The organism is Cyanobium sp. FACHB-13342 (assembly GCF_014697415.1).
Lineage (GTDB): Bacteria > Cyanobacteriota > Cyanobacteriia > PCC-6307 > Cyanobiaceae > Cyanobium_A.
In genome coordinates, this window is the sequence record NZ_JACJRT010000006.1 from 102,951 (window position 1) to 117,786 (window position 14,836).

At 67.6% G+C, this 14,836-nt stretch carries 9 protein-coding genes; 3 read left to right on the forward strand and 6 right to left on the reverse strand.

Going from position 1 to position 14,836, the window contains the following annotated elements:
* Positions 1-74: 74 nt before the first annotated feature.
* From purL to H6G16_RS03680, 6 genes are all read right to left on the reverse strand, one after another.
* Positions 75-2,402 (reverse strand): phosphoribosylformylglycinamidine synthase subunit PurL, encoded by a 2,328-nt coding sequence (gene purL, locus H6G16_RS03655; protein WP_190388976.1) that lies wholly within the window; start codon positions 2,400-2,402, stop codon positions 75-77.
* Positions 2,403-2,491: 89 nt separating this feature from the next.
* Positions 2,492-3,277, reverse strand: a complete 786-nt coding sequence (locus tag H6G16_RS03660; RefSeq protein ID WP_190388960.1) for an RNA methyltransferase — start codon at positions 3,275-3,277, stop codon at positions 2,492-2,494.
* Positions 3,278-3,279: 2 nt separating this feature from the next.
* Positions 3,280-4,425 carry a DNA polymerase III subunit beta gene (gene dnaN, locus H6G16_RS03665; RefSeq protein ID WP_190388961.1) on the reverse strand — a complete coding sequence of 382 codons (1,146 nt, stop codon included), beginning with the start codon at positions 4,423-4,425 and terminating at the stop codon, positions 3,280-3,282.
* 398 nt (positions 4,426-4,823) lie between these two features.
* Positions 4,824-5,882, reverse strand: coding sequence for a threonine synthase (gene thrC, locus H6G16_RS03670; RefSeq protein ID WP_190388977.1), 1,059 nt, complete (start codon positions 5,880-5,882; stop codon positions 4,824-4,826).
* 86 nt (positions 5,883-5,968) lie between these two features.
* Positions 5,969-6,565, reverse strand: coding sequence for an alpha/beta hydrolase (locus tag H6G16_RS03675; RefSeq protein WP_190388962.1), 597 nt, complete (start codon positions 6,563-6,565; stop codon positions 5,969-5,971).
* A gap of 49 nt (positions 6,566-6,614) precedes the next feature.
* Complete coding sequence (locus tag H6G16_RS03680) at positions 6,615-8,450, reverse strand: AarF/ABC1/UbiB kinase family protein (protein WP_347238779.1); 1,836 nt, start codon at positions 8,448-8,450, stop codon at positions 6,615-6,617.
* A gap of 300 nt (positions 8,451-8,750) precedes the next feature.
* Between H6G16_RS03680 and recN the strand changes: the two genes are divergently transcribed.
* Genes recN through uvrA form a run of 3 tightly spaced genes read left to right on the forward strand, consistent with a single transcriptional unit; the run spans position 8,751 to position 14,502 of the window.
* Positions 8,751-10,439, forward strand: a complete 1,689-nt coding sequence (gene recN, locus H6G16_RS03685) for a DNA repair protein RecN (RefSeq protein ID WP_190388963.1) — start codon at positions 8,751-8,753, stop codon at positions 10,437-10,439.
* Positions 10,440-10,468: 29 nt separating this feature from the next.
* On the forward strand, positions 10,469-11,437 hold the full coding sequence (locus tag H6G16_RS03690; RefSeq protein WP_190388964.1) for an oxidoreductase: 969 nt from the start codon (positions 10,469-10,471) through the stop codon (positions 11,435-11,437).
* A gap of 38 nt (positions 11,438-11,475) precedes the next feature.
* Positions 11,476-14,502 carry an excinuclease ABC subunit UvrA gene (uvrA, locus tag H6G16_RS03695; RefSeq protein WP_242036144.1) on the forward strand — a complete coding sequence of 1,009 codons (3,027 nt, stop codon included), beginning with the start codon at positions 11,476-11,478 and terminating at the stop codon, positions 14,500-14,502.
* Positions 14,503-14,836 lie beyond the last annotated feature (334 nt).

Genomic DNA, 14,836 nt, shown 5'->3' on the forward strand with positions numbered 1-14,836 from the left:
ACCACCACAGGCCCATCAACAATCACGGTGACAAGTCATTCTGCACCAGCGACCCCGACCCCACCGGCCCCCGTTCAAGCGGTGGGGGGCAGATCCACCCCCATGCGCCGGGGGATGGCCTGCTCGTAACAGGTGTGCAGGGCCGCGACCGCCTGCTCAATCACGACGCTGCCGGCCTGGGTGATGGTGAAGGAGGGAGCCGCCGTGACCTGGCCAATCGCTTCAGCCGGCACCGAGCCCGGCGCTGCCGCATTCGCCCGATCCAGGGCCTGCTGCCAGGCTGCCGCCTGAGCGGGCGCCACGCTCACCAGGATGCGGGCACCACCCTCGGCGAACAGCAGGCGATCGAGGCGGGCCGAACTGACCGGAAGCTCGAGGTGGGCACCGAGCCCCGAGGCCATGCAGCCCTCGGCCGCCGCCACCGCCAGGCCACCATCGCTGAGGTCGTGGGCGGAGGCCACCAGGCCCTGGGCAATGGCCTGGCGCAGGAAGGCCTGGACCGAGCGCTCCAGCGCTAGATCCACCTCGGGCGGGCGCCCCGTGACGGCTCCATGGAGCCGCTCCAGGTAGCTGCTGCCGGCCAGGCCCAGGCGCGAATCGGCGGGAGTCTCGCCTGTTTCCAAGGGCACTCCCAGCAGCCAGATTCCATCGCCCGCCTCACTCCAGGCCAGGCCGCGCACGTGCTCCAGGTTGTGGACCAGGCCCACCATGCCCACCACGGGAGTGGGGTGGATCGGTTGCATGGTGCCGTTCGGCAGGCGGGTCTCGTTGTAGAGGGAGACGTTGCCGCCGGTGACCGGCGTGTCCAGGGCGGAGCAGGCCGCCGACAGGCCGCGACAGGCCAGGGCCAGCTGCCAGTAGCCGGTGGGGGTTTCGGGGGAGGGGAAATTGAGGTTGTCGGTGATCGCCAGGGGCTCGGCCCCCACGCAGCTCAAGTTGCGGGCCGCCTCGGCCACTGCTGCCATGCCGCCGCGCTCGGGATCGAGGGCGACCCAGCGGTTGGGGCAATCCACCACCGCCGCCACCCCGCGGGTGGCCGCCACCAGGGAGCCCTCACCCTGCTGGGGACGCAGGCGCACCACGGCCGCATCAGCACCGCCCGGGAGCACCACCGTGTTGGCCTGCACCTGGTGGTCGTACTGGCGGTACACCCAGCGCTTGGAGGCGATGGTGGGATCGTCCAGAAGCGCCAGCAGGGCGTCGTTCCAGCTGAACGGCAACTGGGTGGGTAGGTCGGCCTCGCTCCAGCGCCAGTGGGCCTGGATCTCGGCCGGCGGCTCGCTGATCAGTTCGTGGTGGTTGATGGGGGTGTCATCGGCCAGGGCGCTGGCGGGCACCTCGGCGGCGACGGCACCGTGTTGGAGCACCCGCACGATGTTGTCTTGCAGCACCCGGCCCACCACGGCCGCCTGCAGGCCCCAGCGGGTGAAGCGCGCCATCAGGGCCTGCTCCGTGCCGGGCTTCACCACAAACAGCATCCGCTCCTGGGATTCGCTCAGCAGAAACTCGTAAGGAGTCATGCCGGCCTCACGAGCGGGCACCCGATCGAGATCCAGCTCGATGCCCAGGCCCCCCTTGGCGGCCATCTCCGAGCAGCTGCAGGTGAGGCCGGCGGCGCCCATGTCCTGAGCCGCCACCACATCACCGCTCTGGAAGGCCTCGAGGCAGGCCTCGATCAGGCCCTTCTCCAGAAACGGGTCACCCACCTGCACGGCAGGGCGGTCGTCGAAGGAGGCCTCGGTGAGCTCGGCCGAGGCAAAGCTGGCGCCGCCCATGCCATCGCGGCCGGTGGTGCTGCCCACGTACACCACGGGATAGCCCACGCCCTCGGCACCGGAGCAGACGATCTCGTCGGTTTCCATCAGCCCCAGGGCCATGGCGTTCACCAAGGGGTTGCCGGAGTAGCTGGGGTCGAAGGCCACCTCACCGCCCACGGTGGGCACCCCCACGCAGTTGCCGTAGTGGGCGATGCCGGCCACCACACCTTCCATCAGGCCCACGTTGCGCTCGTCCTCCAGGGGACCGAAGCGCAGGGCATTGAGCAGAGCAATGGGCCGGGCGCCCATGGTGAAGATGTCGCGCAGGATGCCACCCACGCCCGTGGCCGCTCCCTGGAACGGTTCCACCGCCGAGGGGTGGTTGTGGCTCTCGATCTTGAAGGCGAGGCGCTGGCCTTCACCCAGATCCACCACACCGGCGTTCTCACCGGGACCCACCAGGATGCGGGGGCCGGTGGTGGGGAAGCCCTGCAGCAGAGGCCGCGAGTTGCGGTAACAACAGTGCTCCGACCACATCACCCCGAACATGCCCAGCTCAGCCCGGTTGGGGGCGCGGCCGAGGCGGCGGCAGATCTCGTCGTAATCGGCCTGGCTGAGGTTCTCCTTCTTCAGCGCCTCGGGCACCGAATAGTCGGGGGGGGCGAACTCTGAAGCAGCAACCACGGACGACTGGGCAAGATCACTCCAGTCTTGCCGAGCGCCTCACCGGGGGCTCAGAACCAGGGATCCTCGTCGTTGGGCGGTGGTGCGGACCGGCGCTGACGAGGGCTGTCTTCGGCTGGCGACTCGGGAAAGGACTCCGGCCACTGGTCCCAAGCGTCGGTTTCATTCCAGCGACGGGGCTCGGGGTCCGGCCGATCCGGCCAATCCGGACGGGATTCACCCTGCCAGGGCGGCTCCTCCAGCCAGCCCTCGAGCCGCTCCTCAAAACGGCTACCGGCCTCCTGAACCTGATCCCGCCAGCGCCGCGACCGGCGCAGAAACTCCTGACGCACGCTGGCCCGGGCCAGGGGCAACTCATCCAGGCTGGCCAGGGCGGTGAACACCTGGCCGGGCTGCTGATCCACCAGCCGATCCAAACTCAAACGCCAGCGACTGCTCCCGGGCAGCCGCGGATCACTGCGGCTCACCAGGTAGTGCAGGATCCTGCCGGTGCGCAGCTCGATGGCGGCATCGGCCAGGGTGCCGATCAGCTGCTGCTGGCGGTCGAGCACCGCGGCATCGATCAGGCTGGGCAGGCGATCCACCACGGCTTGATCGGTTTCGGCCGGCGGGCCCTGGGCCAACACCTCCTGCTCGGTGAGCCCCCGCAACTGGTTGAGACGCCACACCAACCGGCGGGATCCGAAGGCCGAAGGCTTGGACACCCAGCCCAGCACCCGGTGCACGGGGGGATGCATCCACACCTGCAGCCCAGCGCCATGGTCGAGCCCCTGATCGCAGCGCACATGCCGGCGCAGCAGCTCACTCAGCAGCAACTGCTCCGGGAAAGCGGCCACCGTCAGCTGCGGATCTGAACGGGCATCACCAGATAGGTGAACTGGGCCCCATCGGCGGGGGTGAGGATCGCCGGGGTGGTGGGGGCGTTGCACTGCAACAGCACCACGTCGCAGGCCATGGCCTTGAGCCCATCGAGCAGGTAGCGCACGTTGAAGGCAATTTGGATGGCGTCGCCCTCAATGGTGGCCGCCAGGGCTTCCGAGCCACTCCCCACATCCTGGGCATCTGCCTGGATCACCAACTGGCCCGTGGCCGGTTCGGCACTGAGCTTGACCACGTTGTTGTGCTGGTCCGCCAGCACCGCCACCCGCTCCAGACCCGACACAAAGGCCCGGCGATCCAGGCTGATCGTGCGGCTGAAGGTCTCAGGGATGAGTTGCCGGTAGTTGGGATAGGTGCCGTCCAGGCTGCGGCTGGTGAGCACCTGGTCGGCCCAGAGAAACACCACCTGACCGCGGTCGCAGAACAGGCTGAGGGGTTCGTCCAACTGGCGACCGGAGAGCAGCCGTTCCAACTCCCGCAGGGAGCGGGCCGGCACGGTGACGGCAAAGGGCTCTCCGTCAGCGGCGGCGGTGGGGTCGCTGGCATGGGCGAGACACAGCACGGCCAGGCGATGGCCATCGGTGGCGGCGCATTCGAGCCCGGCCGGATCGAGGCGCAGATGCACGCCGGTGAGGAGCTGCTTGGCCTCATCGCCACTGCTGGCAAACAGGGTGGCCCGCAGGCCCTTCACCAGGGCATCGGCTTCCAGGCGAATCGGCGTGCCGCTTTGAACCAGGGGCAGGTCGGGGAAATCCTCCGCGGGCATCCCCCGCATTTGGTAGCTGCCGGAGAGGCTGGTGAGCTCCACCTGTTCAGCCCCTTCGGCGCAGGCGAGGGTGATGGGGCTGTCACTCGAGAGGCGGGAGACGATTTCGCCGAACAGACGGGCAGGAAGGGTGATCGCTCCGCTGGTTTCCACGCTGGCCGGCAGGCTGGTTTGGATGCCGAGGCTGAGATCAAAGCCGGTGAGACTCAACCGGCCGGTGCCGGCATCGGCGGTGAGCAGCACGTTCGCCAACACCGGATGGGTGGGGCGGCTGGCCACGGCCCGGCTGACCAGCTGCAGGCTGGTGCTGAGTTCGGACTGGGAACAGACCAGCTTCATGGCGTTCGGGCTGGCAGGCCTGACGGCTGCACGGAAGGTGCCCCCAAGCTTCCACAGGCGGACTGATTGCGCAACGCCGGTGAACCGTCCCCCAGGCCCTGTTCAAATCGTGGATTAAAGGATTTCAAGAGAAGAAAACAAACCGTCGTCGCAGGGGCTGGGGGAATCGGGGAAAACCTTCAGAAATCCAGTCATAACCGGATTTCTCTGGTTTGGTTGTCTGGGGTTTTGTCGAGGCACCCTGGGGTGAGGGGGCCGTTTTCCGCTCTTTCCAGCCCATGGGGAAAACCAAAAGGGTTGGTCGAGGCCAGGGCTGGGGATCCTGTCCCCCGAGTTGCCTCGGTTTTCCCCAGGCTTCCGGCAGACGCTTTGCCAATTGGTTGGCGTCGCCGAGTGGATTAGAAGCCCATCACGGCAGCCACTTTTGCCGTATCCGCTTCCAGGCCCGTGTGGAAGCGGGCGTCGTTGTGTTCGATGGCGGTGGTGGGGTCTTTGAGGCCATTGCCGGTGAGCACGCACACCACGGTGGCTCCGGCTGGCACCTCCTCCCGCCGTTTCAACAGACCGGCCACGGAGGCGGCGCTGGCCGGCTCACAGAACACCCCTTCACCGGACCCCAGCAGCTTGTAGGCGTCAATGATTTCGGCGTCGGTCACAGCCATGAAGTCGCCACCGCTCTCCCGGCGCACATTCAGGGCTTTGTCCCGGTTCACCGGGTTGCCGATGCGGATGGCGGTGGCGATGGTGTCGGGCTGCTCGACTGTGTGGCCCAGCACCAGGGGGGCTGATCCGGCGGCCTGGAACCCCATCATCCGCGGCAGTCGGCGGCAGTGCCCAGCAGCCTTGTACTCGTTGAACCCCATCCAGTAGGCGCTGATGTTGCCGGCGTTGCCGACGGGAATGCACAGCCAGTCGGGGGCTTCGCCCAGGGCATCCACCACCTCGAACGCCGCTGTTTTCTGGCCCTGCAGCCGGTAGGGATTCACCGAATTCACCAGGGTGATCGGGTACTGGTTGGCCACGTCCTGCACGATGGCCAGGGCCCGGTCGAAGTTGCCCTGGATGGCGATCACCTCCGCTCCATAGAGCAGGGCCTGGGCCAGCTTCCCCTGGGCCACGTAGCCATCTGGGATCAGCACGAAGGCCCGCATGCCACCCCGGCGGGCATAGGCGGCGGCAGCGGCGGAGGTGTTGCCGGTGCTGGCACAGATCACCGCTTCCGAGCCCGCTTCCTTGGCCTTGGAAATCGCCATGGTCATCCCCCGGTCTTTGAAGGAGCCGGTGGGGTTGAGCCCGTCGTATTTGAGAAACACCTTCACGCCCTTGCCGATTCGCTCGGCGATCACCGGCGCCGGAATCAGGGGGGTGGCTCCCTCGTGCAGGGTGATCACCGGGGTCTGGTTGGACACCGGCAACCAGCGCCGGTAGGCCTCAATCAGGCCGGGCCAGTCCTGCATCGTCGGACGGGCACCGAACGGACCCTTGCTCAGACGCCTCAGGGATTGAAGCAAGGGCACAGGTGGCTGCGGTGGCTGGGGCGAATCTACGGCGCGGCTTTGGGGCTGTCGCCGCGCAGGCCATCCAGGGGCGATTCGGAGAAGAAGCGCACCAGTTCTGTGATGGAACTGGCCTTGCTCATCAGGCCCATCAGAGCCGGGATGCTCACTTCCAGCTCCCGGGTGGGATAGGCCCGCAGGAAGGACAGGGCTGAGATCGACCCGTTGCCTTCCACCACCCCCAGCACCATGGCCGAGCGCAGCGCCGGAATCCCCACCTGGGAGGCCTGCAACGGGTAGACGATTGTGGCCACGCGCTGCAGGATCGCCTCGCCAATCCGGGTGTTCAGCAGCCTGCTCACCAGCGTCACGGGTAGGGCGATGGATTGGTTCAGAAGCTTGCCGATCTCGGCGGGGTTTTGGTTGCTGAAACGCAGCACATCGGCCAGGAGACCCTGGGCCTGGCCGGTCTGGGCCAGGTGCTCGAGGTCAGCCACGGCGATCGAGCGCCGAAAGGCCCCACTGACGAACACCAGGTTTTCGGCCGCCGTCGCCCGGGGTGGTGCCACCGCCACGGGGCTCAACAAGCCGAAGCCCAGCGCGGTGGCGGCCAGGGCCTGGCCAAGGGCCTGAGGGGTGCGCATGCGCCGGAATCTGTGCATGGACTCCAGCCTAGGGCTGCTTTCTGCCGGCTCAGGCGGGTACGAGCACATCGCGCACCAGGCGCACCACACTGCGTTCGGCCAGCCCCTTGGCCAGTTGCATTCCCATCTGGCGCAGTTCCGGTTCCCCCAGGAGTCGGGGCAGGCGCCGCACCAGCATCTGGGGTTCGAAGCCCGGCAGGGCTTGCAGGATGCCGAGTAACTGGCGCACCGGCTCCAGGTCGAGCAGGGGTTCGTTCGCATCACTGAGGCGGTGACGCCGCAGTCCGGGGGGCTGGAGCCGTTCCGGCAGCCGTTTGCCGATCCGCAGGGTGGTCTGCCAGGCGAGGGCATCCATGCGGGCCACCATGGCGTCCACCAGCTGCTGGCGCAGCAGGCCGCCGTTGGGGGAGAACAGGAAGCTGAGCACCTGGTCGAGCAGTCCCTCCAGATCCAGTTGGGCGCCCTGGGAGGCGCTGGCGATCAGGTTGTCGAGCCGCTGCCAGCGGAAGATGTCGCCATCGAACAGCATCTCCTTGAGGCTCTGGCGCAAACCGGGATCCGGATCTTCCATCAGCCGGCGGGCGAAGTAGGGATAGGCGGCGCCGAGGATCTTGAACTCGGGATCCACGCTCAGGGCGATGCCTTCGAGGGTCACCAGGGAGCGGATGATCAGGGCGTAATAGGGCGGAACCCGGAACGGGAAGCGATACATCACGCCGGAGAGGTCGTCGGTGACGGCCTTGAAGTCCATGCGGCTGACGCCCTGCTCGATCGCCTGGCCGAACACCTTTTCAAAGGCCGGCACGATCGGCTCGAGGTTCACGTCCTCGGCGAGGAAACCGAGGCTCACAAAGTCTTTGCTGAGCTTGCCGAAGCTGCGGTTCACCAGGTGCACCACCGCCTGGATCAGACCGGTACGCGATTCCCGACTCACCTCGCTCATCATGCCGAAATCCAGGTAGGCGAGGCGACCGTCTGAGAGGGCCAGCAGGTTGCCCGGGTGGGGATCGGCGTGGAAGAAGCCGTGTTCGAGCAGTTGCTGCAGGCTGCAGTTCACGCCCACCGTCACCATGTCGTCGGGATCGACGCCGATGCTGCGCACGGCCTCGAGGTTGGTGAGTTTGACGCCCTCGATCCACTCCATGGTCAGCACCCGGCGGCTGGTGGCCTGGTGGTAGATGCGGGGAACGGCGATGCGGGGGTTGTGGGCGTGCAGTTCGGCGAAGCGCTCGGCGTTGGCCGCTTCGTTGCAGTAGTCCATCTCCTCGAACACCCGTTTGCCCAGCTCGTCGATCAGGGCCACCAGATCGCTGCGGATCAGGCCCACGTTCTGGTTGAGCCAGGCGGCGATGTTGCGCACGATGTAGAGGTCGAGCGTGATCTGCTCCCGCAGACCCGGCCGCTGCACCTTCACGGCCACCGCTTGCCCGCCCTTCAGCACCCCCTTGTGCACCTGGCCCAGGGAGGCGGCGGAGATCGGTTCGGCGTCGAGCTGTTCGTAGATGGCCAGCACCGGAGCGCCCAGGTCTTCCTCGATGCAGGCCATGGCCAGGGCCGAATCGAAGCCGGGGAGCTGGTCCTGCAGTTGGGCCAGTTCTTCCAGCAGCAGGGGCGGCACGATGTCGGGCCGGGTGGAGAGGGCCTGGCCGGCCTTGATGAAGGCGGGGCCGAGGGAGGCCACCAGATCGGCAGCTTCCTTGGCCCGGGCCCGGGCCCGATCGGAGGTTTTCAATTGGCCGGTGAGCCAGTCGAAGCCCACCCCCAGCAGGTAGAGGCCAATGGGCACCAAGGTTTGCCAGAGGCGCCGGATCAGCCGTTGGGGGTGGCCGGCGTAGATGCGGGTGATGGCAGCCGGGTCGTAGCTCAGCAGGCCTGACGCCTCGATGAAATCGCTGAGGTCGCGGTTGGAGCTCTGCTCTGAGGGAGGCTGAGCCGCAGATTCCTGATCACTCCCAGATTCTGTACAACCTGTACGGAATTCAGGAGACGGCTGGGTGGGTGTGTCTCGCGTCTCCTCACCGATCACCGCCTCTTCGGGCGTCAGGGGGGCTGGAGGCTCTGGAGGGGCGCTCACCATGCCGCGGGCCACGGGGCCGATTGGAAGTTCTCCCCTTCTAAACGAAAGACACAGCCGCTACGGTCGGCTCTTACACCCGATGGCCGCCGAGCGCCACCCGCCGCGCCTGTGCTGACTGGACTGCGCCTCAGCAACATCGCCCTGATCGAGCGGCTGGAGCTGAGCTTCCGCGAGGGCTTCACCGTGCTCACCGGCGAGACCGGTGCCGGTAAATCGATCCTGCTCGATGCCCTCGATGCCCTGCTGGGTGGGGCCCAGGGCAGTGCGGGCGCCCGCTTGCTGCGCCGGGGCGCCGAGCGCGGCGCGATTGAGGCCAGTTTCAGCCTGTCTCCGCCCCTCCAAGCCTGGTTGCAGCAGCAGGATCTCGACCTAGATGAGGAGGAACTGCTGCTCAGCCGCGAGTGGCGCCTCAGTGAGGAGCGCCTCACCAGCCGCAACCGGCTGAATGGGGTGGTGGTGAGCCGTGCCCAGATCCAGGAGCTGCGGCCCCTGCTGCTCGATCTCACCGTGCAGGGTCAGACCCAGCAGCTCGCCCGGCCGGGTCAACAGCGGCGCTGGCTGGATCGCTTTGCGGGGGAAACCCTCCAGCCCCTGCTGGAGCCGGTGGCGGCGGCCTGGCGTGATTGGAAACAGGTGGCGGCAAGCCTGGAGCAGGCCCGCGCCGACTGGGACCAGCTGCAGCAACGCCGCGCCGAGCAGGAGCGGTTGCTCATGGAACTGGAGGCGGCCCAGCTGGAGGATCCCCTCGAGCGGCAGCGGCTGCAGGCGGAGGAAAACCGTCTGGCCCATGGGGTGCGGCTGCAGGAGGGGGTGATGGTGCTGTTGGGCCGGTTGGTGGAGGGCGCCGAGCAGGCTCCTTCGGTGCTCGATCACCTGGCGGCCTGTGAACAGGAGCTGGTGCAGATGGAAGCCCTCGATGGCGGTGTCGCCGCCCTGCGCAGTGGCTGCACCGATGGTTTGGCGGCCCTGCAGGATCTGGTGCGCGACCTCGAGCGCTATGGCGCCGCCCTTGAGAGTGATCCCGAAAGTCTCGATGCCCTGCAGGAGCGCATGGCCCAGCTGCGGGCCCTGGAGCGGCGTCACGGCCAGGACCTGGCTGCGCTGATTGCGCTGCGGGATCGCCTCCAGGAGCAGCTGGCCCCCGGGGGCGGGGAGGCGTCGTTGGAGGCGCTGGAGCGGGCTGAGCAGGTGGGGCGTCAGGTGCGCGACCAGGCCAATGGTCGGCTCACGGCGGCCCGGGAGGTGGCGGCCCGGCAGTTGGAGCAGCAGTTGATGGCGGCCCTGCGGCCGATGGGCCTGGCCAACGTGCGCTTTGCGGTGGCGATCACGCCGGCGCCGCCGGGGGAGGAGGGGGCCGATGCGGTGCAGTTTCAGTTTTCCGCCAACCCCGGCGTGCCCCTAGCCCCCCTGGCGGAGGTGGCCTCTGGAGGCGAGATGAGCCGGTTTTTGCTGGCCCTGAAAACCTGCCTGGCCGCCGCCGATTCCCACGTCACCCTGCTGTTCGATGAGATCGATACGGGCGTCAGCGGCCGGGTGAGCGGCGCCATGGCCGAGCTGCTCCAGCGCCTGGCCCAGCAGCGCCAGGTGTTCTGCGTCACCCACCAGCCCCTGGTGGCCGCGGCGGCCGACCACCACTTCCGGGTGTCGAAGCAGGTGGTGGAGGGCACCACCCACACGCGGGTGTCCCACCTGCGGGACACTCAGGCCCGCCAGGCGGAGCTGGCCGAACTGGCCGGGGGCGACTCGGGTGAGGCCCGCAGCTATGCCGCCAGCCTGTTGGACCAGCACGGTCGCTAGAACCGCCGCAGGTTTGCTGCTGCAGCTCCATGGCCCCATCCCAGGCCGTTGCCGTTCCGGCCCGCTGGAGTGGCGAGGCCATGCCGGACCAGAGCGGTCGGCTGGCCCTGATCACCGGCGCCAACAGTGGCCTGGGCCTGGAGAGTGCCCGCGCCCTGCTGGCCCGGGGGGCCACGGTGCTGCTGGCCTGCCGCAGCCTGGAGCGGGCGGAAGCGGCCCGCCAGGCCCTGCTCGCTGGCGCCGGCGCCCCTGGCAGCGCCGCGGGCGGGATCGAGCTGTTGGAGCTCGACCTGGCCGACCTGGACAGCGTGGTGCGGGCTGCCGCCAGCGTGGCCGAGCGCTTTGGGCGCCTGGATCTGCTGCTCAACAACGCCGGTGTGATGGCGCCGCCCCGCCAGCTCACCCGTCAGGGATTTGAGCTGCAGTTCGGCGTCAACCATCTGGGCCACTTCGCCCTCACCCGGTTGCTGCTGCCCCTGCTGCAGGCCAGCGCCGGGGCGCGGCTGGTGCAGGTGACCTCCGGGGCCCAGTATTTCGGCCGCTTGAACTTTGAGGATCTGCAGGGGGAGCGCCGCTACGACCGCTGGGCCGCCTATGGCCAGAGCAAGTTGGCCAACGTGGTGTTCGCCCATGAACTCCAGCGCCGCTACCCCGGGTTGCTGTCAGCGGCAGCCCATCCGGGCCTGGCCCGCACCAACCTTCAGTCCGCCTCGATTGCCGCCAGCGGTGCCCGCTACGAGGGGGTGGTGTATCGGCTGCTGGATCCCCTCTGCCAGAGCGCTGCCCAGGGGGCCCTGCCCCAGCTGTTTGCCGCCACTGCGGCGGAGGTGGAGCCTGCCGGTCACTACGGCCCCAGCCAATTTGGAGGGATGCGGGGTTGGCCGGCTGCGGTGCGGCCGGCACCGGCGGCCCTCGATCCAGCCCAGGGGCAGCGTCTCTGGCAGGTGAGCGAGGAGCTGTGCCGCCAGGCCTGTGCGGCCTTCGCCCCTGAGCCCTAGCGGAGATCCGTAGACTCCTCTGTTCCCGAGCCGTCTGGATGCCCCGCGCCAAGAGCTCTGCTGCCGACAGCTCTGCTACCAACGGTGCAGCCGCCAGCAGAACCCTCGCCCAGACCGTTCACGAAAAGGCCCTCGACCCCAGCCGGGTGCTCAGCGGCGGCTCCCTGGAGGACGTGATCCGGGTGCGGGGCGCCCGCCAACACAACCTCAAGAACGTCGATCTGACGATTCCCCGCAACCGGTTGGTGGTGTTCACCGGGGTGAGCGGCAGCGGCAAGAGCTCCCTGGCCTTCGACACGATCTTTGCCGAGGGCCAGCGCCGCTACGTGGAGAGCCTGTCGGCCTACGCGCGCCAGTTCCTGGGCCAGGTGGACAAGCCTGATGTGGACGCGATCGAGGGGCTGTCGCCGGCGATTTCGATCGACCAGAAATCGACCAGCCACAACCCCCGCTCCACCGTGGGCACGGTGACGGAGATCCAGGACTACCTGCGGCTGCTGTTCGGCCGCGCCGGCGAACCCCACTGCCCCCAGTGCGACCGCTCGATCCGGCCCCAAACCATCGACGAGATGGTGGACCAGATCCTGGCCCTGCCCGAGGGCACCCGCTACCAGCTGCTGGCGCCGGTTGTGCGGGGCAAGAAGGGCACCCACGTGAAGCTGCTGGGGGGCCTGGTGGCCGAAGGCTTCGCGCGGGTGCGGATCAACGGCGAGGTGCGCGAGCTGGCCGACAACATCGAGCTCGACAAAAACCACGCCCACAACATCGAGGTGGTGGTGGACCGGCTGGTGGCCCGCGAGGGCGTGCAGGAGCGGCTCACCGATTCGCTGCGCACCGCCCTCAAGCGCGGCGACGGCCTGGCCCTGGTGGAGGTGGTGCCCAAGGCGGGGGAGGAGCTGCCGGAGGGGGTGGAGCAGGAGCGGCTGTATTCGGAGAACTTCGCCTGCCCGGTGCACGGCGCCGTGATGGAGGAGCTCTCGCCGCGGCTGTTTTCCTTCAACAGCCCCTATGGCGCCTGCGCCGACTGCCACGGCATCGGCCACCTGCGCAAGTTCACCGCCGAGCGGGTGGTGCCCGATCCCAGCCTGCCGGTGTATGCGGCGATCGCCCCCTGGGCCGACAAGGACAACTCCTATTACTTCTCCCTGCTCTATTCGGTGGGGGAAGCGTTCAAGTTTGAGATCAAGACGCCCTGGAACCAGCTCACTGACGAGCAGCGCGATGTGCTGCTCAACGGCAGCCGCGAGCCCATCCTGATCCAGGCCGACAGCCGCTACCGCAAGAGCGCCGGCTACGAGCGGCCGTTTGAGGGGATCCTGCCGATCCTGGAGCGCCAGCTGCGCGACGCCAGCGGCGAATCGGTGCGCCAGAAGCTGGAGAAGTATCTGGAGCTGGTGCCCTGCGCCACCTGCAAGGGGTTGCGGTTGCGGCCGGAGGCCCTTGCGGTGCGGGTGGGCCCTTACGCGATCCACGAACTCACGGCTGTGAGCGTGGGTGAGACCCTGCGGCGGATCGAATCGCTGATGGGGGTGGGGGAGAGCGAAGGGGCCGAACCCTTGCTGACACCGCGCCAGATCCAGATCGGCGATCTGGTGCTGCGGGAAATCCGGCTGCGCCTGAAATTCCTGCTGGATGTGGGGCTGGATTACCTCAGCCTGGATCGCCCGGCGATGACGCTCAGCGGCGGCGAGGCCCAGCGAATCCGGCTGGCCACCCAGATCGGCGCGGGCTTAACGGGGGTGCTGTATGTGCTCGATGAGCCGAGCATCGGCCTGCACCAGCGCGACAACGACCGGCTGCTCAACACCCTGTTGAAACTGCGGGATCTGGGCAACACCCTGATCGTGGTGGAGCACGACGAAGACACGATTCGGGCGGCCGACCACCTGGTGGACATCGGCCCCGGAGCGGGCGTGCATGGCGGCCACATCGTGGCCGAAGGCAGCCTGGCCAATCTGCTGGCGGCGGAGGATTCGCTCACCGGGGCCTATCTCAGTGGTCGCCGGGCGATTCCCACCCCGGCGGAGCGCCGCAGCAGCGGCACCCGGCGCATCACCCTGGTGGATTGCGGCCGCAACAACCTCTCGGGCTTCACTGTGGAGATTCCACTGGGCCGGCTGGTGTGCGTCACCGGTGTGAGCGGCAGCGGCAAGAGCACGCTGGTGAATGAGCTGCTGCATCCGGCCCTGGAGCACCAGCTGGGCCTGAAGGTGCCCTTCCCCACGGGGCTGGGCGAGCTGCGGGGGATCAAGGCGATCGACAAGGTGATCGTGATCGACCAATCGCCGATTGGCCGCACCCCCCGCTCCAACCCCGCCACCTACACGGGCGCCTTCGATCCGATCCGCCAGGTGTTTGCCGCCACGGTGGAGGCCAAGGCCCGGGGCTATCAGGTGGGCCAGTTCAGCTTCAACGTGAAGGGTGGGCGATGCGAGGCCTGCAGCGGCCAGGGGGTGAACGTGATTGAGATGAACTTCCTGCCCGATGTGTACGTGCAGTGCGATGTGTGCAAGGGGGCCCGCTACAACCGCGAAACCCTGCAGGTGACCTACAAGGGCCACACCATCGCCGATGTGTTGGAGATGACGGTGGAGCAGGCCGCCGATGTGTTTTCGGCCATTCCCCAGGCTGCGGATCGGCTACGCACCCTGGTGGATGTGGGCCTGGGTTACGTGAAGCTCGGCCAGCCGGCGCCCACCCTTTCCGGTGGTGAGGCCCAGCGGGTGAAGCTGGCCACCGAACTCTCCAAGCGCGCCACCGGCAAAACCCTCTATCTGATCGACGAACCCACCACCGGCCTCAGCTTCTACGACGTGCACAAGCTGATGGATGTGATGCAACGTCTCGTCGACAAGGGCAACTCGATCTTGGTGATCGAGCACAACCTCGATGTGATCCGTTGTGCCGATTGGATCGTGGATCTCGGCCCAGAAGGGGGAGACAAGGGAGGAGAGATCGTGGTCACGGGCACCCCAGAGGAGGTTGCCGTCCATCCCACCAGTCACACGGGCCGGTATCTCAAGCAGGTGCTGGAGCAGCATCCTCCTGAGGTGGTGGTGGGTTGAAGAGGGAGATCCTGGAAAGGATTTCGGGGAATCGGGGTGAGTGGGGTGAAGGGGGAGGTGGCTTGGGTTTTGGCTTGAGGGGAGTGGGTCGGTTCTGGTGTGGAGGCAGGGAACTCACACCAGATCTGGTGTGCGGTGCCCCTGGGGGACTGACTGGGTTCTTATGCGGTTACTGCATATCCCTGGAGTCCGTCTTGGAGGAAGGCGTTTAGATCCCAGTACAGGACCCCTATCACACGGATCTAAGGGTGGCATGAGCACTCTCACCTAATTTCTAAGGTCCGAGATCCTTAAGAAAGGGTAGAGTTGCTGGCAATACTTTGTCACAGCAGCA

Bases quoted from the DNA above. Each gene is read 5' to 3' on its own strand.
- dnaN (WP_190388961.1), bottom strand. From the start codon at position 4,425: ATGAAGCTGGTCTGTTCCCAGTCCGAACTCAGCACCAGCCTGCAGCTG.
- thrC (WP_190388977.1), bottom strand. From the start codon at position 5,882: ATGCAGGACTGGCCCGGCCTGATTGAGGCCTACCGGCGCTGGTTGCCG.
- H6G16_RS03675 (WP_190388962.1), bottom strand. From the start codon at position 6,565: ATGCGCACCCCTCAGGCCCTTGGCCAGGCCCTGGCCGCCACCGCGCTG.
- H6G16_RS03690 (WP_190388964.1), top strand. From the start codon at position 10,469: ATGGCCCCATCCCAGGCCGTTGCCGTTCCGGCCCGCTGGAGTGGCGAG.
- uvrA (WP_242036144.1), top strand. From the start codon at position 11,476: ATGCCCCGCGCCAAGAGCTCTGCTGCCGACAGCTCTGCTACCAACGGT.